General features: G+C 40.6%; 23 protein-coding genes. 12 read left to right on the forward strand and 11 right to left on the reverse strand.

Annotation, left to right across the window (positions count from 1 at the left end; translation table 11 throughout):
- Positions 1–4: 4 nt before the first annotated feature.
- Together JU57_RS11855 and purB are read right to left on the reverse strand one after the other, a co-directional pair.
- The gene (locus tag JU57_RS11855) at positions 5–2,371 is read right to left on the reverse strand and encodes a ribonucleoside-diphosphate reductase subunit alpha (protein WP_037961366.1); all 2,367 of its coding nucleotides are present in this window, start codon (positions 2,369–2,371) and stop codon (positions 5–7) included.
- Entirely contained in the window at positions 2,371–3,699 is a 1,329-nt protein-coding gene (purB, locus tag JU57_RS11860; protein ID WP_037961368.1) for an adenylosuccinate lyase, read from the reverse strand. The genes JU57_RS11855 and purB overlap by 1 nt, the downstream gene beginning before the upstream one ends.
- Before the next feature lie 117 nt (positions 3,700–3,816).
- Between purB and JU57_RS11865 the strand changes: the two genes are divergently transcribed.
- Both JU57_RS11865 and JU57_RS11870 read left to right on the forward strand, forming a co-directional pair.
- Positions 3,817–4,725 (forward strand): RluA family pseudouridine synthase, encoded by a 909-nt coding sequence (locus JU57_RS11865; protein ID WP_051906841.1) that lies wholly within the window; start codon positions 3,817–3,819, stop codon positions 4,723–4,725.
- A 2-nt stretch (positions 4,726–4,727) separates the two neighbouring features.
- Complete coding sequence (locus tag JU57_RS11870) at positions 4,728–5,342, forward strand: fumarylacetoacetate hydrolase family protein (protein ID WP_037961370.1); 615 nt, start codon at positions 4,728–4,730, stop codon at positions 5,340–5,342.
- A gap of 147 nt (positions 5,343–5,489) precedes the next feature.
- Here the strand turns inward: JU57_RS11870 and rlmN are convergent, their stop codons facing one another.
- From rlmN to hisF, 3 genes are all read right to left on the reverse strand, one after another.
- Positions 5,490–6,566: a 23S rRNA (adenine(2503)-C(2))-methyltransferase RlmN gene (gene rlmN, locus JU57_RS11875; RefSeq protein WP_037961373.1), complete on the reverse strand. Its 1,077-nt coding sequence runs from the start codon at positions 6,564–6,566 to the stop codon at positions 5,490–5,492.
- 129 nt (positions 6,567–6,695) lie between these two features.
- The gene (locus tag JU57_RS11880; RefSeq protein ID WP_037961376.1) at positions 6,696–7,244 is read right to left on the reverse strand and encodes a purine-nucleoside phosphorylase; all 549 of its coding nucleotides are present in this window, start codon (positions 7,242–7,244) and stop codon (positions 6,696–6,698) included.
- On the reverse strand, positions 7,241–7,999 hold the full coding sequence (gene hisF / locus JU57_RS11885; protein ID WP_037961379.1) for an imidazole glycerol phosphate synthase subunit HisF: 759 nt from the start codon (positions 7,997–7,999) through the stop codon (positions 7,241–7,243). The genes JU57_RS11880 and hisF overlap by 4 nt, the downstream gene beginning before the upstream one ends.
- A 147-nt stretch (positions 8,000–8,146) precedes the next feature.
- Here hisF and rsmA point away from each other — a divergent pair, with 147 nt between their 5' ends.
- The 7 genes from rsmA to JU57_RS11920 are packed head-to-tail and all read left to right on the forward strand — an operon-like array spanning position 8,147 to position 15,977.
- Positions 8,147–8,992: a 16S rRNA (adenine(1518)-N(6)/adenine(1519)-N(6))-dimethyltransferase RsmA gene (gene rsmA / locus JU57_RS11890; RefSeq protein WP_037961382.1), complete on the forward strand. Its 846-nt coding sequence runs from the start codon at positions 8,147–8,149 to the stop codon at positions 8,990–8,992.
- On the forward strand, positions 8,958–10,973 hold the full coding sequence (locus tag JU57_RS11895) for a ribonuclease J (protein WP_037961383.1): 2,016 nt from the start codon (positions 8,958–8,960) through the stop codon (positions 10,971–10,973). Before rsmA ends, JU57_RS11895 begins: the two co-directional genes overlap by 35 nt.
- Before the next feature lie 8 nt (positions 10,974–10,981).
- Positions 10,982–11,947, forward strand: a complete 966-nt coding sequence (locus JU57_RS11900; protein WP_037961385.1) for a KpsF/GutQ family sugar-phosphate isomerase — start codon at positions 10,982–10,984, stop codon at positions 11,945–11,947.
- 1 nt (position 11,948) lies between these two features.
- Positions 11,949–12,758: a pseudouridine synthase gene (locus JU57_RS11905; RefSeq protein ID WP_037961387.1), complete on the forward strand. Its 810-nt coding sequence runs from the start codon at positions 11,949–11,951 to the stop codon at positions 12,756–12,758.
- The gene (locus tag JU57_RS11910) at positions 12,748–13,950 is read left to right on the forward strand and encodes a replication-associated recombination protein A (RefSeq protein ID WP_037961389.1); all 1,203 of its coding nucleotides are present in this window, start codon (positions 12,748–12,750) and stop codon (positions 13,948–13,950) included. The genes JU57_RS11905 and JU57_RS11910 overlap by 11 nt, the downstream gene beginning before the upstream one ends.
- 42 nt (positions 13,951–13,992) lie before the next feature.
- On the forward strand, positions 13,993–15,702 hold the full coding sequence (locus tag JU57_RS11915; RefSeq protein ID WP_037961392.1) for a flagellar hook-length control protein FliK: 1,710 nt from the start codon (positions 13,993–13,995) through the stop codon (positions 15,700–15,702).
- Positions 15,699–15,977 (forward strand): EscU/YscU/HrcU family type III secretion system export apparatus switch protein, encoded by a 279-nt coding sequence (locus JU57_RS11920; protein WP_025343329.1) that lies wholly within the window; start codon positions 15,699–15,701, stop codon positions 15,975–15,977. The genes JU57_RS11915 and JU57_RS11920 overlap by 4 nt, the downstream gene beginning before the upstream one ends.
- Positions 15,978–15,992: 15 nt before the next feature.
- On the opposite strand, the gene JU57_RS11925 is transcribed toward JU57_RS11920, so the two are convergent.
- Positions 15,993–16,778: a YdcF family protein gene (locus JU57_RS11925; RefSeq protein WP_037961395.1), complete on the reverse strand. Its 786-nt coding sequence runs from the start codon at positions 16,776–16,778 to the stop codon at positions 15,993–15,995.
- Complete coding sequence (gene purM / locus JU57_RS11930; protein ID WP_037961398.1) at positions 16,778–17,773, reverse strand: phosphoribosylformylglycinamidine cyclo-ligase; 996 nt, start codon at positions 17,771–17,773, stop codon at positions 16,778–16,780. Before purM ends, JU57_RS11925 begins: the two co-directional genes overlap by 1 nt.
- Positions 17,774–17,867: 94 nt before the next feature.
- Between purM and coaE the strand changes: the two genes are divergently transcribed.
- Genes coaE through JU57_RS11945 form a run of 3 tightly spaced genes read left to right on the forward strand, consistent with a single transcriptional unit; the run spans position 17,868 to position 19,921 of the window.
- Positions 17,868–18,473, forward strand: a complete 606-nt coding sequence (gene coaE, locus JU57_RS11935) for a dephospho-CoA kinase (protein WP_037961401.1) — start codon at positions 17,868–17,870, stop codon at positions 18,471–18,473.
- Positions 18,454–19,197, forward strand: a complete 744-nt coding sequence (dapF, locus tag JU57_RS11940; RefSeq protein ID WP_037961404.1) for a diaminopimelate epimerase — start codon at positions 18,454–18,456, stop codon at positions 19,195–19,197. Before coaE ends, dapF begins: the two co-directional genes overlap by 20 nt.
- A 4-nt stretch (positions 19,198–19,201) precedes the next feature.
- Positions 19,202–19,921 carry a glucosaminidase domain-containing protein gene (locus JU57_RS11945; RefSeq protein WP_037961406.1) on the forward strand — a complete coding sequence of 240 codons (720 nt, stop codon included), beginning with the start codon at positions 19,202–19,204 and terminating at the stop codon, positions 19,919–19,921.
- Between the two features lie 3 nt (positions 19,922–19,924).
- Here JU57_RS11945 and prfA read toward each other — a convergent pair whose 3' ends face one another.
- The 4 genes from prfA to JU57_RS11965 all read right to left on the reverse strand — a co-directional run bounded on the left by prfA (position 19,925) and on the right by JU57_RS11965 (position 23,517).
- Positions 19,925–20,992 carry a peptide chain release factor 1 gene (prfA, locus tag JU57_RS11950; protein WP_037961408.1) on the reverse strand — a complete coding sequence of 356 codons (1,068 nt, stop codon included), beginning with the start codon at positions 20,990–20,992 and terminating at the stop codon, positions 19,925–19,927.
- Between the two features lie 36 nt (positions 20,993–21,028).
- Positions 21,029–21,304 (reverse strand): 30S ribosomal protein S20, encoded by a 276-nt coding sequence (rpsT, locus tag JU57_RS11955; RefSeq protein ID WP_025343336.1) that lies wholly within the window; start codon positions 21,302–21,304, stop codon positions 21,029–21,031.
- Positions 21,305–21,429: 125 nt separating this feature from the next.
- The gene (locus JU57_RS11960) at positions 21,430–23,130 is read right to left on the reverse strand and encodes an NAD-binding protein (protein WP_037961411.1); all 1,701 of its coding nucleotides are present in this window, start codon (positions 23,128–23,130) and stop codon (positions 21,430–21,432) included.
- A 9-nt stretch (positions 23,131–23,139) separates the two neighbouring features.
- Positions 23,140–23,517 carry a DUF6394 family protein gene (locus JU57_RS11965; RefSeq protein WP_037961414.1) on the reverse strand — a complete coding sequence of 126 codons (378 nt, stop codon included), beginning with the start codon at positions 23,515–23,517 and terminating at the stop codon, positions 23,140–23,142.
- Position 23,518: the final 1 nt, after the last annotated feature.

A 23,518-nucleotide genomic window follows, 5' to 3' on the forward strand; every position in this document is an offset into this window, starting at 1 on the left:
TTTGTTACTGACAACCCTCGCACTCAATGCTACGATCCGCTACTTCGAGTTTATTCTCAGGCGATTGAGAACGAAGGTAATAGGTCGATTTAATGCCGAGTTTCCATCCAAGCATATAGATGTCATTGAGGTACTTTCCACTGGCTTTATCAAGGGTAATGAAAATGTTAAGGCTTTGTCCTTGATCGATCCATTTTTGACGAATAGCACCTGCTTTGATGAGCACTCTTTGATCCAGTTCATACGCAGGCGTGTAAAAATTCCACGTATCAGGACTTAGATTTGGAACGACCACCGGAATCATACCTGAGAGATTCTCTTCAAACCATTTGCGTTTATACACAGGTTCGATCGTTTGTGTGGTGCCGACTAAAATGGAGATAGAGCTTGTTGGTGCGACTGCCATCAAATAGCCATTGCGCATACCATTCTTTTTCACTTTTTCTCTCAAACTGTCCCAGTCGTACATGTAACCAAAAAGTCCACCGCGATCCACTAGTTTTTTCGCCTCTTCATTGGCGGTGTCGATGGGGAAAATGCCTCGGCTCCATTTTGAGCCTTCAAATTCGGGGTACATTCCTTTTTCAATCGCAAGATTGGAAGAGGCAAGAATAGCGTTGTAACTCACCGCTTCCATCACTTCATCGATTTTGCTAAAGTGCTCATAACTTCCCCACGCGATGTGTTGTTCCGCCAGCATTTGTGCTTCACCCATGACGCCCAAACCAATGGCGCGTGATTTGAGGTTCGTGTGTTTGACTTTGGCATGCGGATAGAAGTTGAGATCAATGACGTTATCAAGCATTCGAATGGCAATTGGAACGGTTCTCTCAATATCTTCTTTGGTATGAATCAATGAGAGATTGACACTGGCAAGGTTACACACAGCCGTTTTGCCCTCCACCATCTCTTTTTCAACAATGAAAATATCTTTGCCATTGATGCTATCTAGAGCCGTTACTTTTTTCGCCTCTTTGGTCACACCACTATCCACCGTGACTAAATCGCTCTCTTCATAGGTATCAATGCTCTGGTCATTGTACACAATTTTGATTTTGTAATGATTGGGTGCCGTATTTTGAAAGATCTCGGTGCATAGGTTGGAGCTTCGAATGATGCCTGTATGATCGTTAGGGTTGGCACGATTGGCATTGTCTTTGAAACAGAGGAATGGGCTTCCGCTCTCAAAATAACTGGTCAGTATCTTTTTCCACAACTCTTTAGCTGGCACATACTCTTTGGAAATGGCATCGTTTTGCTCATACGCAGTGTAACGACGCTCAAACTCTTCACCATAGACTTCCGCAAGATCGCCCGCTTCAGCAGGATCAAACAGTGTCCACATCGCATTGGCTTCCACGCGTTTCATAAAGAGATCATTGATCCAGAGTGCGGGGAAAAGATCGTGTGCGCGACGTCTCTCTTCGCCTGAGTTTTTCTTCAAGTCTAAGAAGTCAGAAATATCCATATGCCATGGCTCTAAATAAACCGCAATGGCACCTTTCCGGGTTCCTAGTTGATCAACGGCAATGGCGATGTCATTGGTGATTTTAAGAAAGGGTATCACGCCACCTGCAGCATTTTTATGCCCATCGATCATGCCACCCATGGAACGAACCAAATTCCAATCCCAACCAATGCCCCCGCCAAATTTACTCAGTAGCGACATCTCTTTGTAAGAGTCAAATATACCTTCGATGTTATCAGGGGTACTTCCGATGTAGCATGAACTGAGTTGATGACGTGTTGTACGTGCATTGGAGAGTGTAGGGGTTGCAAGCATCACTTCAAATTTACTAATGACATCGTAAAACTTTTTTGCCCAATCTTGAGAGTTCAGCTCATTTTGCGCCAAAAACATGGCAATTGCCATAAACATATGCTGTGGCAATTCAATCGGTCTTCCTTGTCTGTTTTTGATCAAATAACGATCGTGAAGGGTTTTTATCCCCAGATAGGTAAATTGAAGATCACGTTCAGGCTTGAGGTGCGCTTCAAGGTCTTTAAGATCGTATTTGGCTTTCATCCCAAGTGCAATACGTCCCTCTTTCTCTCCACGATCCAGATACTCAGCAAAGCTTCCATACCCTGTAAAGCCATTGACTTTATGGTAGAGATCATACAGAAACAGACGCGCCGCAACAAAAGTCCAATTTGGGCGATCAATATCGATCTTGTCCACCGCCGTTTTGATCAATGTCTTTTGAATCTCTTCCGTGGTGATTTGATCGCGAAATTGAATCTTGGCATCGACCTCGAGTTCGCTCTGAGAGACGTTATCCAAACCTTTGATAGCAGAGCTGGTATATTTTTGAATTTTAGAGATGTCTAGTGGCTCAATGCGACCATTACGCTTTTGGACGGTTAACATTATTTGAACACCCTTTGAAAGATTTTATCGACATTTTTTGTATAGTAGCTATAGTCAAAACACTCTCTGATTTCTGTTTCACTCAGTTTGGCTCTTAAATCTTCATCGCCTAGTAAGTTTTGAAGATACAAACTTTCTCCATCGCTGTTAAGTGCAGGTTTTCCATGCTGAAGATCTTCCCAGACTTTCATCGCATTGCGTTGAACAATTTTATACGCATCTTCACGCGATACATTTTTAAGGGGGAGTTCAAGTAAAATGCGTTGGGAAAAAACAAGACCACCCGTGAGATTGAGGTTGCGCATCATATTTTCTGGGTAAACGACGAGTTTGGAGATAACACTGTTAAGGCGACTGAGCATAAAATCCGTGGTTATGAAACCATCTGGAAGTATAAAACGCTCGACTGAGCTGTGACTGATGTCTCTCTCGTGCCATAATGCGACGTTTTCCATAGCTGGGATCGCGAAAGAGCGAATCATACGGCAAAGACCCGTAATGTTCTCGCTAAGGACAGGATTGCGCTTGTGAGGCATGGCAGAGCTTCCTTTTTGTCCTTTTTCAAAAAACTCTTCGCATTCATACACTTCGGTGCGTTGATAGTGACGTACCGCAACGGCAATTTTCTCACAACTGGAAGCTAAAAGTGCAAGAGCATTCATCAGTGCCGCATAACGATCACGTTGAATGACTTGGTTGGAAACAGGAGCAGGTGTGAGTCCAAGGTCTTCACATACATACTCTTCAAGCTCAATGGGTGAATGCGCCATATTGCCCATCGCACCACTGATCTGTCCTACCGAAATGACTTCCATCACATTTTCAAGATTTTTGAGACTTCGTTTGATCTCTTCATACCAAATAGCAAGCACTAAACCAAAAGTAATGGGTTCACCATGAATACCATGACTTCGTCCGACCATCAAGGTCATCTTGTGTTCCATGGCTCTCGTTTTCAATGATTCCATCAATATTTTGACATCGTCAATGATTACATGTAAAGAGTCACGCATCTGAAGGGCAACGGCAGTGTCGATACAATCTGAGCTAGTCATGCCATAATGCACCCATCTGCTCTCTTCGCCTAGGCTATCTGCAACACTGGTTAAAAAAGCAATCACATCATGACGGGTCACTTTTTCAATTTCATCAATACGGTCAATATTAAACTTTGCGTTCTTAACGATCTTCTCACAATCGACATCTGGAATGAGCCCTAATTTATTCCATGCTTTGGTTGCGGCTTTTTCGACTCTGAGCCATGCGTCGTATTTTGCCTCAATTGTCCAATGCTTTTTCATCTCTTCTCGTGCGTAGCGCTCTACCATTCTCATTCCTTGTCTGTTTGTGATTTTTCTGTGATAAAATACGGTGAATTTATCTATTATTGCGTGTTTTATGTAATGATTTATTGTAACAATATCGGACTAAAAAAGGGTTGAATTTTGGCGTATACTTTGAAAAAGTTTGTTCTTGAAAAACCAACACTAGCCTTTCGTTTCTTAATGGATATCTTTGATATTCGTATGGGTGAAGCGCAAAAGATGATTGACAAACGACGTGTTTTTGTCGAAGGCGAACAGCTTCTGAAAAAATCAACAGTTATCGTAGGTAATATTAGTGTGGTCGTTTTTGAAGGTGAATCCAGAGGATTGGTGCCTGTTTTTGAGACAGAAGATTTTGCGGTATTTGAAAAGCCCAGTGGTGTGATGATGCACCCACGAAAGCGCAGTGATGGATATACACTGAATGATGAAATAAAATCATTGTACGGTAAAGATGCCAATGCCGCGCACCGCATTGACAAAAGCACGAGCGGTTTGGTTTTGGTTGGTAAACATAAACAAGCTGAAATTGAACTCAAACGTCTTTTTGCGACACGTCATGTTCAAAAGAGTTATGTGGCGTTGGTGCATGGGAAAATGGATGATGTGCTGATGATCGATGAAAGACTCAAACGTGATGTTGCGACCAGTCAAATTCGCTTAAAAGTTCATGTGGATGAGAGAGGGAAAATTTCTCAAACAAAAATTACACCATTGCACTACTTTGAGGATAAAAATGCCACATTGGTTGAGGCGATTCCTTATACAGGTCGCCAACATCAAATCAGGGTTCATTTGTTCCACGTGAAACATCATATTGTCGGCGATCCCATTTATGGTGTTGAAGAAGAAGATGCTGAGCGTTTTTTGGACGGTACAATGAATATGGATGAGCAAATTGCTCTAACACACAGTCCACGCCTTCTTTTGCATGCGCAAACCTTAGCATTTGAATATAAAGGAATTTCTTATAAGATAGCATCACAGTTTGATGCTAAAATTGAATTTTACACATTGATGAAAGGTTAGAGATGAAAACAGTTGTTCTTGATGGTATACGCGTTGCGCCAAGCAAGGTTGTCTGTATTGGTCGAAATTACGTTGAACATATTAAAGAGTTAAACAATGAGGTGCCAACCTCAATGGTTCTTTTTATGAAACCTAACACAGCACTCAGCAGTGAGCTGATAACAGGTGTGCAAACACCACTGCATTATGAAGGTGAAATCTCTTTTTTAATTAAGCAAGGAAAGATTTGTGCAGTTGCTTTTGGACTTGATTTGACTAACCGCGAACTTCAGAGTGAGCTTAAAGCAAAAGGGTTGCCGTGGGAGCGTGCAAAGGCTTTTGATGGCGCTGCTGTTATGAGTTCGTTTGTCAGTATTGATGAATCGGATGTCAACAAACTCTCGATGCAATTATGGATTAACGGTGTGTTAGTACAAGAAGGAAATATTGATTTGATGATTCACAAACCTTTGTCTGTTATTACTGAGATTAACTCCTTTTCAACACTGATTGATAATGATATTGTAATGAGTGGGACACCAAAAGGGGTAGGGAGTTATATCAAAGGGGATCTGTTCGTTGGTAAGATTTTTATTGCTGATAAAGAGATTATTTCTCAGGAGTGGACCGCAAAATAGAATCAATAGCGCTTAGGATTTTCCTAAGCGCTATTCTAAAATATACTTTACATGTAAAGCCATTACTTCTCTTTTTTAAAGAGGACGGTTATCAATCCTCCTACTCCTACAATAACGACGATAATTAAAAATCCAAGTTGAAAAAGATCAAGCATTGCCATTTTTTTGCTCCTTATCTTTTAATTGACCACAGGCAGCGCTAATATCTAATCCTTTGGATTGGCGAATCGTACAGAGTACACCATGGTCGACAAGGTACTGTTGAAAGGCAATCATATCTTTCTCGGATGGTCGTCCAAATTCACTTCCAAGATGTGGGTTAAAATAGATGAGATTAACTTTCGATTTTATGCCATGTAGGAGCTTCACCAGCTTCTTTGCGCTCTTTTGGTCATCGTTTACCCCTTTCATCACTAAGTATTCAAACATGACGCGTTTACGTGCGTCTATGGGGAATGCTTTAACCGCGTTGATGATGGACTCAATATTATAGGCTTTATTGATTGGCATTAGTTTTTGTCTTAGATCATCATCCACGGCATGAAGCGAGATAGCTAACAGTACGCCTAAATCCATCAAGCCAAGTTTTTCGATTTGGGTACTCAGTCCACTGGTCGAAATGGTTTGCCTACGAGGGGAGATAGATAGACCATCAAGATCGTTAAAAATACGCACCGCTTTGCTCACGTTAGTAAGGTTGTCTAGTGGTTCACCCATTCCCATATAAACAATGTTGACACGTCTGTTTTCGGCTATAGCGTTATCTCTTTTAATCATTAAAATTTGAGATGTTATTTCACCAGCGGTTAGATTGCGTTTAAAGCCACTTTTCCCTGTAAGGCAAAAGGCACAGCCTATTTTGCATCCGACTTGCGAAGAAATGCAAATGGTGTAGCGTGTATGGTGAAGTAATTTTCCCTCTTCATCCGTTTGCTCTTGCTTCGTGGGTAAAAGAACAGATTCTACAGTATTTCCATCTTTAAGTGAAAAGAGATACTTCTTACTTCCATCCCTGCTCTCTTCAACTTTTGCGATTGTGAGTGGATCAAGATAGTACGTTGCGTTGAGTTGCTCTTTAAGCTCTTTGGGTAGATTTTTCATCTCATCAAAAGAAGTAACATATTTTTGATACAGCCATTGATAAATTTGCTTCGCTCTAAAAGCAGGTTTTATAACTTCCGATAACTCTTCTTTAGAAAGGTCGAATATATTTTGTTTTTCCATAATACCTCAAATTTTTTATTTTAGTTCTTTCTGAACTTTGAACACGCATTTGAAGTAAGCTTCCAATGCTACGCTAACGCTTAGTTTTCTTCGGCAGAAAGCCCAAGTATGTCGTGCTTAGATCTTGTTTTACAAGATGCACATTTTTTTTACATGTAAAGTAATGAATGCTTTTGCTTTCGCATGGTTTTTCATAAAATCACGGTGCGCATTTTGGTCGCAATAGTTTGTAATAACAAAAAATCCAGAACAAGGAATTTTGAATTGGTTAGCGACACTGACAATTGAAAAGAACTCCATATTCTCTAACTCAATATTTTTTTGAACCATTTTACGAGCTAATGTTGGATCGGTTGTAATGTAATTACTGGAATTGATAATAGGGGACGGATGATTTGTTCCACGTGAAACATAGATATTCTCTGCTTCAATTTGGTTTTCTAAAGGAGTGTAACACTGATTTTGTAAATAGCCAAGTTCAATATTGGCCGCACGATGGCTGTAAATAAGTTCAAGTGGCTGATGGTTTCCATAACTTCCTGCAGTACCTACAAAAAACAAAAAAGCAGGTTTTTCTTCAAGAACAAGTTTCGTAAGGTTAATGGCACTCTCTATTAGTCCAACGCCAATAGGCCTTGCAAAATCAAATGTTTCATTTCGCCCAGCGCAGAGAATCATAACCGTACTGCAATCCCCTCATTTCTGAGGTAACGTTTAAGATCCATAATATCAATCTCTTTAAAGTGAAATATAGAAGCAGCGAGCGCTGCATCAGCACCATTTAAAAACGCATCTTTGATATGTTCCATCGTCCCTGCACCACCACTGGCAATCACAGGAATATCAAGCATCGCACTCATTTGTGATGTGAGTGGAATGTCATAACCATTTTTTGCACCATCACAATCCATGGAGGTTAAGAGTATCTCACCTGCTCCCCTCTCTTGAGCCTCTTTCGCCCAAGCAAGCGCATCAAGACCTGTATCGATTCTTCCTCCATTGATGAAGACATGCCACGAATCACCTGTGCGCTTAGCATCAATCGCTACAACAATACATTGAGACCCAAATCGTTTAGACGATTCATCTATAAAATGAGGATTAGCAATGGCTGGAGAGTTAATACTGACTTTATCACAGCCTACATGTAAAAGGCTGTAAATATCATCCAGTGTTCGTATCCCTCCACCAACGGTCAGGGGGATAAAAACTTCGCGCGCGACTTTTTCAACAATATCAACAATTGTCCCACGACCTTCATGACTCGCTGTAATATCCAAAAATGTGAGCTCATCTGCACCTTCTTCATTGTAGCGTTTGGCTATTTCAATAGGATCACCTGCATCTTTGAGTCCAACAAAATTAACACCCTTAACAACGCGTCCATTTTTGACATCAAGGCAAGGGATAATACGCTTAGCAAAATGCTCCATAAGACTCTCTTTTCTAGGTAAATATAGGCACAAATGATAGCGAAAGAATTAAAAAAAACTTCTGAATACTAAGATTAATTAAGACTATAACTCTTTTATAAGTAAAAGTTAGTTACAATTGGCTAAATTTTAAAAACAGGGTACAAATTGATAGAGGCAAAAAAAAAATTTGGCCAAAATTTTTTAAAAGATAGTAGTGTTTTAAGTAAAATCATCCAAGCGATGCCCCGAAACGATCAAAAACTCGTTGAAATAGGGCCTGGCTTAGGTGATTTGACGCAAGAACTGCTGAAGGTTAAGCCTTTAGTAGCATACGAGGTCGATGAAGACTTGTGCGTTTATTTGAGAAAGAAATTCTCAAAAGAGATAGATCAGGGGAGTCTGACATTGGTCCACGCCAATGTTTTAAACCAATACGAAAAAGGGTCATTGCTCAACGAGCCCTATGATTTGGTGGCGAATTTACCCTATTATATTGCGACAACCATTATTTTGGAAGCTTTAGAAGATCCTTATTGTAAATCAATGGAGGTGATGGTTCAAAAAGAGGTTGCAGAGAAATTTGCAGCAGCTCCCAAAACCAAAGAGTTTACTTCTTTAGCGATTTTAACCCAAAGTATTGGTACTGCAAAATTACTTTTTGATGTGGATCCAACATCGTTTGATCCACAACCTAAAGTCGTCTCTTCTATTCTCAAAATTGATAAACACAAAGAGTTTGTTGAAGGAGCCTTTTCGGGTATTTTTGAAACCAAAGAGCAATTGCAAAAATTTAAAAAATATTTGCGCTGTTCTTTTCAAAGTCCACGAAAAACTTGGTTGAAAAATATTTCTTCCGAGTTTGATAAGCAGTCTGTGCACGATTTGATGCAGATGTTTGATCTTCCAATAACGATTCGTCCCCATGAAATAAGCGTCTTGTCTCATCATCTACTATTTAAACATTTAAGGTTGAATGATGCAAGAAAACGAAGTAACGCAACAACAGAATAACAGTAACGAGAAGCCTAGAGAAACGACTCTAAAACCCTCAGGACACTCTAAACAAACGCACCACCACACTAACAGAAATCAGGTGAACGCTAACCCAAACTCAAACTCAAACACAAACACAAATGCACCCAAAGATGCTTCTGGTGAGCCTAGTGAGAAAAAACCACGCAATAATAGAAGACGCAAAAGCAATAAACCTTCAACAGCAGCGTCTATTGAAGGAAATGAGCCTTGGCAACGAGATATGAAAAAGGCGATTGAAGCCAATCAAAAAATGCACAAAGAGAGATTAAATCGCTCAAATTTGCTTGACCAAACTTCTAAAGGAAAGATCAAAATTACGCCTCTTGGCGGATTAGGTGAAATCGGCGGAAACATCTGCGTTTTTGAGACTGAGACATCAGCCATTGTCCTTGATGTTGGTATGAGTTTCCCCAGTGAAGATATGCACGGTGTAGATATCTTAATACCCGATTTTAGTTATCTGCGCCAAATTAAGAAAAAAATAGCAGGAATTATTATTTCACATGCCCATGAAGATCATATTGGTGCACTGGCTTATTTATTTAAAGAGATGCAATTTCCACTTTATGCGACGCCATTGCCTCTGGGCATGATCGCCAATAAATTTGACGAACACGGTCTTAAAGCGCACAAAAAGTATTTTAGACCGGTTGAAAAACGCAAAATCTATAAAATTGGTGAGTTTGAAATCGAGTGGATTCACATTACACACTCCATTATTGACGCTTCTTCTCTTGCGATTACCACAGAGGCTGGAACCATCATTCATACGGGTGATTTTAAGATCGATCATACCCCCATTGATGGGTTTGTCACGGATCTTAACCGCTTTGCTGCATACGGTGAAAAAGGGGTTCTTTGTTTGATGAGTGATAGTACCAACTCTTATAAAGAGGGCATTACGCGTAGTGAGAGTACCGTTGGAAAAACATTTGATTCTCTCTTTTCCAAGGCAAAAGGTCGCGTGATTATGTCCACCTTCTCTTCCAATATTCACAGAGTTTATCAAGCGATTGATTACGGTTTAAAATACGGTAGAAAAGTCTCTGTTATTGGTCGCTCCATGGAGCGAAATCTCTTTACGGCGATTGATCTTGGATATATAGAATTGGATAAAAGTATCTTTATTGATCCACATGAGGTCAATAAATACCCTGATAAAGATGTCTTGATTGTTACCACTGGAAGCCAAGGTGAGACAATGAGTGCACTGTACCGAATGGCTACGGATGAACATCGACATGTTAAAATTAAGCCAACCGATCAGATCATTATCTCTGCAAAAGCGATCCCAGGCAACGAAGGCAGTGTTTCAAAGGTTCTTAACTTTTTACTCAAAAGTGGGGCTAATGTAGCGTATCAAGATTTCAGTGAGATACACGTGAGTGGGCATGCTGCGCAAGAGGAACAAAAGCTTATTTTACGTCTGGTTAAGCCACGCTTTTTCCTTCCTGTTCATGGTGAATACAATCACATCACGAAGCATAAAGAGACAGCGATGCAATGTGGTATTCCAGAGCGCAATATCGTACTGATGAGCGATGGTGATCAAGTTGAAGTGAGTGCAAAGTACATCAAAAAGATTAAAACCGTTAAAACAGGCAAAGTGTTTATTGACAATCAAATTAATGAACAGATCGCGGATGATGTTGTGATTGATCGTCAAAAATTAGCTGATTCTGGTTTGGTTATGTTAGTGGTTCAGATCGATAAGAGTGATCATAAACTGATTTCTAAGCCAAAAATTATTAGCTATGGGTTGGTTCCTGATCGAGATGATAAAGCGTTTTCCATTGAAATGGAAGGTGTGATTGATCAGTTTATTGTGAATGCTAAAAAAGAGCTACTTGAAAATACACGCGCCCTTGAAAATGAAGTACGTCAAGTGGTGCGCAAACATATTTACAGACAGATGAAAAAATACCCAACGATCGTTCCAACGATCTTTATGATGTAGGAAAGCACATGCAAGATTTTAAAGCAATAGCGAAAGAAGTATTGGAGCTTGAAGCAAAAGAGCTACTCAGTGCTGCTGAAATGATTGGTAAAGAGATGAGTGAAGCAACAAATTTAATTGCGAACATCAAAGGCAAACTGATTGTGACCGGTGTAGGTAAAAGTGGACTGATTGGTGCTAAAATTGCTGCAACGCTTGCCAGTACAGGAACCAGTAGCTTTTTCCTCCATCCTACCGAAGCGATGCACGGTGATCTTGGCATGGTTGGCAAAGACGATGCGGTGCTCGCGATTAGTTACAGTGGTGAGAGTGAAGAGCTGATCAAGATATTACCTCACATCAAGCGTTTTGAGATTCCTCTTATCGGAATGGCACGCTCATGTGACTCTTCCCTTGGGCGTTACAGCGACATTTTTATCCCTTTACATGTAGAAAAAGAGGCATGTCCTCTTGATGCAGCACCTACGTGCTCAACAACACTCACGCTTGCATTGGGTGACGCGTTAGCAGTTTGTTTGATGAAGAAGAAAAACTTTCAAAAAGAGGATTTTGCATCCTTTCATCCAGGAGGAAGTTTAGGTAAGCGCCTGTTTGTTAAAGTAAAAGACTTAATGCTAATAGAGGACCTTCCGATCGCACACGAGACAACGAGGCTTAAAGATGCCATCATCACGATGAGCGAAGGCAGACTGGGCAATGTTCTCATAACCGATAAAGATAACAAATTGTTAGCCATCTTAAGCGACGGAGATTTACGTAGAGCATTGATGCGAGATGATTTTAACATGGATGCAACGGCATACGAGTATGCTTCTAAAAATCCAAAAAAACTAGATGACGAGACGCTTTTAGCCAGTGAGGCATTAGCTTTCATTGAACAACACAAAATACAACTTTTAGCCATTACCGATACAGATGGCGTGCTAAAAGGGGTATTACATATCCACCACTTAGTGGAAGCAGGAATAAAATAATATGGAATTAATGAGACTCAATAAAATGATTTCGCACAACACGCACTACTCAAGGCGTGAGGCGGATGAACTCATCAAGGCAGGGAATGTCAAAGTCGATGGTGTCGTTGTACAAGATCTCTCAACACAGGTGAGTTTTAAAAATAAGATCGAACTGGGTGGTAGAGCCCTTTTTGAAAAACACGGTTATTCTGTGATTGCGTATCACAAACAAAAAGGTGAGTTAGTGAGCAAAAAAGATGATCGTGGTCGTAAGACCATATACGATACATTACCACCACAATTTGGACATTATCTCAGTGTAGGAAGACTCGATTTTGCGAGCGAAGGGTTATTACTTTTGTGCGATTCCCCCTCTGTTGTTTCGGCATTAATGCATGGTGATTTAGAACGTGTTTATTATGTGAAAATCAATGGGATGATTACCCCTGCGATGGAAAAAGCGATGCAAGAAGGTCTTTATCTTGAAGATGCCCGTAAGGGTGGACATTCGCACAGTGAAATTCATTCTATGGATTTTGCACCATTTCTCTCGTACCGCATTATTAAAAACAGCCCAACATTCTCAACGATTAAAGTGATGATTAACGAAGGTAAAAACAGAGAGCTTAGACGCTTTTTTGGCTATTTTGATGTTGATGTTGTGGATCTCAAACGCGTGAGCTATGGCAAAATCGATTTAGGCATGCTCAAACCTGGGAAACATCGTTATTTCACGGGGAGTGAATACTCAGCGCTGAGGGACTATCTTGAGTATATGAAAAAAGGTAAAGAGAAAGTCAACGAGATTGAAGAGGATGATGATCAATAACTTCGCTCTCTTCTTTCGTCCTCAAGCGATTGAAGATTTAGCCGGGCAAAAACATCTTAGTGGTGAACGTAGCCCTTTTCGTAAGCTTCTTAAATCTGGTTCCATGAGCCATTCGCTTTTCTTTGGTCCTGCTGGTGTGGGAAAAACAACGTTAGCCCGTATTGTGGCTAACGAGTTAGGACTTCCTTTTTACGAATTAGATGCGACGAGTGTTAAAGTCGAAGAGATTCGCAAGATCCTTTCACAACACCGTGGAGCGCTTCAAAAACCACTTATTTTCATCGACGAGATTCATCGTCTCTCTAAAACCCAACAAGAAGTACTCTTACTTCCTATGGAAAATCATGAAGCAATTGTCATTGGTGCATCAACCGAAAACCCCTACTTTGTTCTTAGTTCTGGCATACGCTCGCGCATGATGCTCTTTGAATTTTATCCGCTTGAAGAGGGTGATCTCAAAGCTATTATCGAACATGTTCGTGAAAAAGTTACGTTTGAGATTGATGATGATGCTATAGCATATTTAATCAGTTCAAGTGCAGGTGACAGTAGGGCACTCTTGAATTTACTCGAATTTGCGCTCAAAGTAGATTTACATGTAACGCTTGAAACCCTTAAAATGCTGCGCCCTAGTGCGCTTAAAGATGGTGTAAGCTCCGATAACACACACTATAACTTAATCAGCGCGATGATTAAAAGTGTGAGAGGCTCTGATGTAGATGCTGCGCTTTATTATCTTGCGCGTTTGATTGATGGCGGAGAGAGTCCTGATTTCATCGCTAGACGGCTTGTTATCCTTGCAAGTGAAGATATTGGCAATGCCAATCCGAACGCGCTTAATTTGGCTTCTAGTACGCTTACCAGCGTGAGTAAGATTGGTTATCCTGAAGCGCGTATCATTTTATCGCAATGTCTGATTTATCTAGCGTGTAGCCCCAAGTCTAACAGTGCTTATATGGCAATCAATAATGCGTTAGCCTACGTCAAAAATGAAAAAGCTCTCAAAGTTCCAGCACATCTTAAAAGTCCTTCTCCCAAAGGGTATCTCTATCCGCATGATTTTGGTGGCTGGGTAGAACAAAACTATTTGGAAAAGCCTCTTCATTTTTATGATAATTTGCCGATAGGGTATGAGAAAACGCTTTCTGAGTGGCTTGTGAAAATTAAGACAAAAGATACAAAACAATCATAAAAAGGCACGGACTATGATAGTGTGTGGCATAAAGGTGTTTTAATGGACATTTCAACGACGTCACTGCTTGCCAATCAGCTCCAAACGCTCGATCCAAAAGCGACAGCCAAAGAGAATGCCACAAAGATTATCCAAGACACTGCGAATATTCCCTTATCGCTTACCGCTCAAAAAAGCACCACAACGCCGAGTAATGCACAAGAGGTCATTGGTCAACTGCTTGGATCTGCTGTGAGTGAAGCCAAATCGAAAAGTACCATTTTTGAGATTTTACAAAACAATCAACTTTTTAAAAATATGGGAAATTTTGCCGAAGACATTAAAAATCTAAGCTCTATTGTTAAAATGGATTCAACCATCGCGCAACCTTTGGCGCTTTTACAGATTTTTTCTAAGAGCATCGATCAGATTGATACTAAGATACTCCAAACACAAGTACAAAACTCAGGTGTTTTTTTTGAATCAAAGTTGGCGAACATTGTGACTCAAAAAGGGGTGCAGGAGAGCATTCAAACACTTCTCTCTGAGCTTCAAACCCATCTTGAGGGAACCAGTAAAGCCATTTCTCCCCTTGCAAAAGAGATAACAACCATTATGGATCGTCTGAATACGTCACAGGATCTCTCCTCTAAAGAAGCGCAAACAAGCCTGAAAAGTCTGTTGGATCTTTTTCGCCAAAGTGTAAAGCAAGAAATTGCAGGTGAAGGGGTTGCAACATTTAAAAGTGTTTATCAAAACGTTCAAAAACTTAATTATGCGATTGCTCAGATGGATTTAATCCATTCTAAAGTCGAGAATTATGCTACCAATATGAAAGTGGAAGAGCATTTCACAACCCAAGTGAAAGTTCTTTTAGAGATGCTCAAAGAAAACCTTGGGGCATTGCAACTGGATGAATTGCAGCCTCAAATCGATCAACTCCTCAAAAAAGAGACCCTTTTAAAAGAGCCTTCCACGGAGGCAGCCCCTTTACCTTTAACCGAAGGCTTAGAAGAGGTCATTTTAGCTACAAAAACAGTGCAAGAGAGCAAAAGTTCAATGCCTCCTGAAACCGTGGAAGAAGCGCTCCAAATGGTGGCAAATCGCATTAAACAACAGATTGAAATCTTAGACAGTAAAACAGTTCAGCAAGCAGATTTTCTTGATAAAAGTAGTGCATTAGAACAAAAGATTCATGCGCTGATTAAACCAGAGCTTTTTGTGGGCAAAACGATTGCTCAAAAACTCTCACTTGATCCTACAGATGTGGAGTTGCTGAGTGATATGAAAGGCGTTTTAACGAAACTGAGCGATCATCTTCAAGCATCGGGGCAAAACAAAGAAGCCCTAGAGATTACCAATCGCCTGCTAACGCAAATCGAGTACCATCAGTTAGTCTCTTACGTGAGTAGTTCGACGCACCTGTATATTCCTTTTAGTTGGGATGGGCTCAAAGGTGGTTCCATGATGATGAAGCAAAGCAGTGATGAGAAGTTTCATTGCCAAATTGATCTGGATCTTGAATCCTATGGCAAGCTTAATATGATGCTGGTGCTTTCAGGTGAGAAGTATATTGACATTACCATTGCATCGCAGAAAAAAGAGTTGGGAGAGAAGATTACACAGCAACTTACGAAACTCAAACGCGCGCTCAATGAGGTGGGACTTATTACAGGAACGGTGAAAATGTTGGAGTATAAAGATGTTAGTGTTGTCAAAAACGACTATTTTAGCGGTGAAAAACTTCAATTTGGGATTAATATAAAAATATGAATACACCCTCCCCTAAACCTCAAAAAGCGGTTGCCCTCAAATACGACCGAGAGAAAAAAGGCGCTCCTCGTGTTGTCGCTTCGGGTAAAGGCGAAGTGGCAAACAATATCATCAAACTAGCACAAGAGCATGACATCTTTATCAAAAAAGATGCCGACTTGGTGGAGTTGCTCTCAAAAATTGAACTCAATAAAGAGATCCCGCCCATGCTGTATAAAGCCGTGGCAGAAGTCTTTAGTTTTATCTATAAAATTACGGGCGATAAACGCAAATAGTCTTTACATGTAAGCCTAAATTCCTCGAAATTTTAAACTCAACAACCCCACATATTCATGCAGTGCAATGTAGCTTTTGTAAAAGGAGTGTGCATTGGGCAGATAATCCCAGGTATCTTTCGCTTTATGATTGATTTTAAAGTTCGTCGCTGCAGGAATGACGTTGAAGCCAAAGTGCTCATACAGGCGGATGGATCGCCTCATATGATACGCAGAGGTTACAAGGTAAATGGTAGGCGTAGCCAGTCCTACTTTTTCAAACGCAACTTTACAAAATTGCGCATTTTGGTAGGTATCGAGACTTTTATCTTCTACATGTAAAGAGAACTCTTTGGATCCCAAGCTTTTAGAGGTGGGTGTTGGGATTTCGAGGTAGAGCTTGAGCTCTTTAAGGCTATCCAAAAAGGCATCGCTTTCCAAATACGCTTTTTGCATACCGCCACCGCTGAATAAAAGTGGCACATTGTTCGACTTCGCAACCATTAATCCCCACATCATACGCTTATAAGCATCACTGCTCAGCGGTAAATTGGCAACTCCTTGCGTGTGCCCTCCTCCAAGGACGATCACCGCGTCTACAGGTGCTTTTGTGATGCTTTGGTTAAAAGGTTCTTCTAAAGGTTTTAAAAGCCAATCGGCGACATAAACGTTGCTCAAAAGATAAAAAATGACAGCATTGGCTACAAAGAAAAGACGAAAACGTTTGGCATAGAATGCGGCAACTAAAAAGAGGATAATAAAAATACCTGGTGGTAAAACCAGGTATGTAAAAAGCTTTGAGAAGAGGTAAACGTTACTCATTAGAGCATAATGGCACTACGTTCGCCAGTTTTAAGTTCCCCGATGACATAACCATCACTGTTGGCAAGGACATCATCGACATTCTCAGGACTGACCACGAGGATCATGCCTACGCCCATATTGAACGTGCGGTGCATCTCACTCTCTTCGACATATTGACCCATAAAGTCAAAAATGGGAAGTGTTTTGATTTTGGATTTGTAGACATGCGCTCGTAGACCCTCAGGCAGAACGCGCGGAAGGTTTTCAACGATGCCACCGCCGGTGATGTGTGCAAGTGCGTTGATCTTAGATTTAAGCGCTTTAAAAAGTTTGACATAAATACGCGTTGGGGTTAAGAGTGTCTCGATAAGTGGTTTGCCATCAAACTCTGTCTCAAAGGTGTAGCCTAGTTTGTCAAAGAAGAGTTTTCGAACGAGTGAAAAACCGTTAGAGTGAACGCCTGAACTTGGAAGAGCGATTAAAATATCACCCGCTTTGACGTGAGGAAGACGGTTCATCTCATCTTTTTCAGCGATTCCCACCGCAAAACCTGCAAGATCAAAATCTTTACTATGATACATTCCCGGCATCTCAGCCGTTTCACCACCAATGAGAGAACACTCCGCTTGAATACACCCTTGCGCAATACCTTTGACAATGTTCACAGCAGCATCGATTTCCAATTTACTCATCGCATAGTAATCGAGGAAAAAAAGAGGTGTGCCAAAGTTACAGATAAGATCATTGGCACACATTGCTACTAAGTCGATCCCTACGGTGTCATAAATCCCTGAATCGATCGCCAGTTTGAGTTTGGTTCCAACGCCATCGGTTGCCCCTAAAATAACAGGTTTTTGATACCCAGAAGGGAGTTCATAAGCACCTGCAAAAGAGCCAATGCCTCCGATAACATTTTTATCAAAAGTGGACTTGACGAGTGGTTTAATATTTTCGACAAATTGGTTTCCCGCGTCTATATCAACACCAGCGTCTTTGTAGCTGACAGTGCTCATGGATATGCCTTTAGTGAGGTTATTTATTGTTTAATAGATTTTAACAAAAGTATGTTAAAATCGTTATAAAAATAGCAAAAGGTGTTAGGATTCTATGGCGTATGAACATGCGATTATTTTAACAGGTGGGATTGCCACTGGCAAAAGTACGGTCTCGTCAATGCTAAAGTCACATGGTTTTGACGTGATCGATGCAGACGTGATCGCGAAAGAGATTTTACCTTTACATGTAAAAGAGGTAGAAGCCCTTTTTGGAGATCGTGTCATGTGTGAAGGAGCGATTGATCGTAAAGCACTTGGAGCACTGATTTTTAATGATAAAAAAGAGCGCGAAAAGCTCAATGCCTTTTTGCATCCGTTGATTCGGCAAGAGATTTTCAGACGTTGTGACCTTTTAGAAGCGAAACAAAAGCCTTATATCATCGATATTCCGCTCTATTTTGAGAGTGATGGCTATTCATGCAGGCTGGTCGCTGTTGTGTATGCGCCTGTTGAGGTTCAGCGCAAACGGTTAATGGTGCGGGAAAACTTTACCAAAGAAGAGGCGCAAAAACGCATTGATGCTCAAATTAGCATTGAAGAGAAGAAGATCTTAGCCGATTTTCTGATTAATAACTCCTTTGATATGAAATTCTTAGAGAGTGAAATCGAAAAATTTATCACATTTGTACGAGGAACCTATGCACATTGTAAAATATAACGCGAATGGCAATGATTTTATTATTTTTCATACCTTCGTTGAGGTGGATCGAAGCAAACTCGCCCAACAGCTCTGCGATAGACAAAAAGGTGTGGGTGCGGATGGGTTGATTGTACTGCTTCCGCACGCTGAATACGATTTTAAATGGCAATTTTACAACAACGATGGCAGCATCGCTTCGATGTGTGGCAATGGTACGCGTGCGTGTGCGCATTATGCGTTTACGAACCAGCTGGCAAACGCTTCGATGCGCTTTTTAACGGGAGCCGGTGTGATCACTTCCGTGGTCGAAAATGATCTGGTCGAAACAGAGTTAACCACGCCCAAAGTACTCAGTGAATCTTTCGAAGAAAATGGACTCACGTGGCATTTTTGCGATACAGGAGTGCCTCATTTGGTGACATTCGTTGAGGATATGGACTGTTTTGACAAAGTCATTGCACGTCAAATGCGTTACAAATACAATGCCAATGTCAATTACGCCACACTTGAAAAAAATGCCTTACATGTAAGAACGTATGAGCGTGGAGTTGAAGATGAGACTTTGGCGTGTGGTACGGGCATGGCGGCATGTTTTTACAGTGCATACCGTCAAAAATTAGTGGGGACGAGTGCTACGATTTACCCTATCAGTGGGGATAAGCTCAGTTTGCGTATTGTAGATCAAAAACTTTTTTTCAAAGGTAGCGTTCAAAAAGTCTTTGAAACGGTGTTGGAACTCTAATTTCGTGAAAGTATTTTCTTCTTTTTTGATCGCCTCGTGTTTGCTTTTGCAAAGTGTACTTCATTCAGGAGGCTTATCTTCAGAGTATTATCAGATTGAAGACAATGCTAAACAAAAAGAGGAATTTATTCGCCAGATGAAAATTCTTGTGGATAGAAGCAATGAAGAGATTCGCAAAGAGCGAGAGTTTATTACCAACTTTTTTGCCAAAGCGATGCCTGATGCGTTTCGGGGGCTTAATCAGCAAAATGTAGGCTATTTGATCTCTTTGCGCAATAAATACGGCATAGAATCGCTCTTTGATAGGGATGAATACTTCAAACGCATTGATGTTATTCCTACCTCATTAGCCCTTGCGCAAGCTTCTCTTGAGAGTGGTTGGGGAAAGAGCCGATTTGCTAGAGAAGCGAACAACCTTTTTGGTCACTGGACCTATTCGGGTGTTGGTTTGATGCCTCAAAATCGAATGATTGGTAAAACACATATGATTCGTATTTTTGGTTCGCTTCAAAAATCCGTTAACGCCTATATGCTCAATCTCAATACCAATGATGCCTATAGCCTCTTTCGTGAAAGAAGACTCATTGCTCGTAACAGCGGAAAAGCGTATACGGGGATAGATGCGGCTAAGACGATGGTGAATTATTCTGAATTGAAAGAAGAGTATAACAAAATGATCAAAGAGATGATTGAGCAAAACAATCTCTTGATCTACGATAAATAGACGTTAGAGATTGGCTTCTTTCATAAGCTCTGTCTGATAGTGGGTAATAATCGGGTCAATAACCTCATCGTACAAACCACCTTCCATAATGGCATCCAAACGGTACAAGGTAAGCCCTACTCTGTGGTCTGTAATACGGTTTTGCGGATAGTTGTAGGTACGAATTCTGGCACTTCTGTCACCTGAACCGACTTGAATTTTTCGTGCTTCACTCTCTTTGGCATTACGCTCTTGCATCTGCATATCGTAAAGTTTTGCTTTAAGAATTTTCATCGCAGCATCTTTATTTTTGTGTTGAGATTTACCATCTTGATTGACAACAACAAGGCCTGTGGGTAAGTGCGTGATTCTGACAGCACTATCGGTCGTATTAACCGATTGACCACCATTTCCAGAGGATCTCATAACATCAATTTTGAGGTCTTTTTCCAGTATCTCAATCTCAACATCGTCCACTTCTGGCATAACAGCAACGGTGACTGCTGAAGTATGTACCCTGCCCTGAGATTCTGTTAATGGAACCCTTTGAACTCGGTGTACACCACCTTCGTATTTGAGGCGTGAAAAAGCACCCTGCCCTTTAATAAGCGCAATAACCTCTTTATAGCCGTTGAGGACACCTTCGCTTAAAGAGACCACTTCCACTTTCCAACCACGATTTTCAGCATAGCGAAGATACGATTTGAAAAGATCAGCCGAAAAAATAGCCGCTTCATCGCCACCCGTGCCTGCTCGAATTTCCAAAAAGATATTGCGATCATCGTTAGGGTCTGTGGGGAGTAAAAGAAGTTTAATCTCCTCTTCAATCTCCTCTTTGCGAGGTTCAAGAACTCTCAGCTCCTCTTTTGCGAGTTCACCGAGTTCTTCATCATCAAAAAGAAGTTTATTCTCCTCAATTTGCTCTAGCGTTGAAAGATATTCCAATGTTTTATCTTTGATTTTCTCTAATCCTGACTGCTCTTTGGAAAGTGCGGTCATTTTTTTAATATCGGTTGCGATATTAGGATCACTTAAAAGTGTTGAGAGCTCGTTGTAACGTTCAAGAAATGGGAGTAATTTATCTTTCAGCATGAGAAGAGACTAAAATAAAGAGGGAGTTGCCGCACGTTATGCAGCAACACTACCTAGCGTATTAACGAGTTGTGACAATCTGCTGACACGACGTGCAGCTGTATTTTTAGTTAAAATACCTTTGCCTGCATAAGAGTGAAAGTTTTTATTCACATTTTTCAACGCAACTTCAGCGGCTGCTTGATCACCTGCCTCAACAGCTTCTCTGACAGCACGGGTTAGATTTTTGATTCTAGTTTTATAAAATCTATTTCTTTCAGTGCGTTTTTTCGTTTGTCTAATACGCTTTTCTGCTGACTTGTGGTTTGCCATAGATAAGCCTTTCGTTTTTAAATTTAGGCGTAGATTATATAAAAATAAATATTAAATAGAACTTATTTTAAGGACGTTTTAAAATAAAAAGAGCAATCTTTTTGTCCATTTTAGAGGTTTTAAGCCTAAAGAGGCTTTTTTCGCCAGAGTTTATTTAAAAAACTCTTCTCTTCTCCATAATAAGCATAGTGAAATTCATAAAAATTATTGGCAATGTACTCTAAATGATCTTGCGCATTAGCATCGCCTGCAAATAAAAAGAGGTCATTTCTTTGTAAAGAACTTTCCCAATCAGGCAGTATCTCAACCTCTTTATGTCGCACACGCATGAGAGGAATGAGGTTGTTATTAAAATTTCTGTTTTTGAGCGATCGTTTAAGCAACGAGAGATTTAATGTCACTGTTTGAAGGTTTTGAGTGAGCATCGGTGCTTGCGCCTCATCGATTTTAAGGGTAAACAGCAGAGGATGCAAATTGATCTCTAAAAGTTTTTTGGTTAAGCTCATCACCTCATCTTCGTTTAAACGATGAATATGTTTAATGAAAAGATCCAAGGTAGGATTTAAGATGGCATTTATCGTTTTGTTAATCAGTACTTTGGCAGGAATAAAGATCGTATCAATATTGGAATTTTCAAAAATGGAAAAATCTTCGAGCTCATTTTCGCGCGCTATCGTAATAATATGAGGATTCAGTTTTTTGGCAGTCGCTAAGATCGAAAGGTTATTGGTGTCATCATCGGTTCCTGCAATAATGGCGACACAGCTATCAATGCCCAGTTGTTTGAGGATCTCTTTATCGTCACCATCGCCAATCAGAATCTTCGGTTGGTCGTGAAGGGCAGTATGAGGATGGGACATCTTTTGAGGATCAATTTCGGCAAAAGCAATCTCAAAATCATTTTGTTTGAGGACTTCATAAATACTTTTCCCCATTCGCCCGTACCCGCAAACAATGTATTTACCGCGAGGCAAACTTAAAAGAGGATCGAAAAGAGTGCTAAGACCATAAATCCAGCGCACCAGTCGCAGTTTATGGGGTGTATTGATTGCCATATGGATGTGCTCTGCAATAATTTCAAAAGGGTTTTCAATGATTTGAACTCCCACATCCATCAGATTTTCCGTTTGATTTTTAGTGGTTGATTTGATTGCCATAAAGATAGCGGGGTTGAGCACTTTCGATGTTAATGCGATGCGAAGATTGAGGGCATCGTTTTCAAAGAGACTCACAATCGCGCGGCAATAAGGCGACTTAATCCCTGCGCACTCAAGTGCTTCTGGGTTGTACGCATCGGCATTGAGGCAAAAAACTGGCGGTGTAAAATTTTCCAAAAGCAGATGATCTCTCTTTTGCTCCTCTTTTTCAATCACAACCGAACGAAGACCATATTCATTAGCTTTCTTAATAATTTCACTTGTAATGCTGTTATAGCCTAAGATAATAATATACTTCTCTTTGAGATACGCCACTTTACGTGTAAATTTGGCTTTTTCAAACTCTTCTAAAAAAAGTTTATTTTGCAAGAGCGCGATGAGCGTTCCCACACTGTAAAACCATCCTGTTACGGTAAAGAAGATCGACATCGAGACCCAAATGCGTTGTGGATAGGTAAAAACAAACGGTGTTTCCCCAAAGCCAATGGTTGTAGCGGTGTAACTGATAAAATAAAAAGCATCAAAAATAGTGAGATGATACACATTCCCCTCATTATCAACCCCGTCAATCAGCAAAAGACCAATGATGGAAAGGGTATATGTGAAAATAATCACCAAAAAAGGGGTGCGCATTCTTTGTAAAATGAGCCAGAGTGAGCTGTGTTTCACGTATTGTCTCTAGCGCTTAGATTTGAGCGTATCACCGATGTAGAGCAGTACGCTGGTAATATTGGCAAGCAACGCACCACCACTTAAGCTGATAATGATAGAGGTCACTTCACGATCAATGCTGTAAGCATACGTTGCAACCGTCCAAATCGTTGCGGAAGCAATGAGTTGAATATCGGCGACCAAACTGGTGGCCAAGAGTACCGAGCCTAATTGCGTTTTATCACCAATTTTAAGTGTTGTAGCGATAATGTTGACAATCAATGCGGCAAAAAGTTCATATTTACTGTGTAATTCCAGATCGCCCAAATCGCCGTAAAAAAATCCAAAGTTGAGCGTCATGGCTAAAATAATAAAGAATCCAGAGATCACTTTGTCTAAATTCATT

Source organism: Sulfurospirillum sp. SCADC, assembly GCF_000743525.1.
Classification (GTDB): Bacteria; Campylobacterota; Campylobacteria; order Campylobacterales; family Sulfurospirillaceae; genus Sulfurospirillum.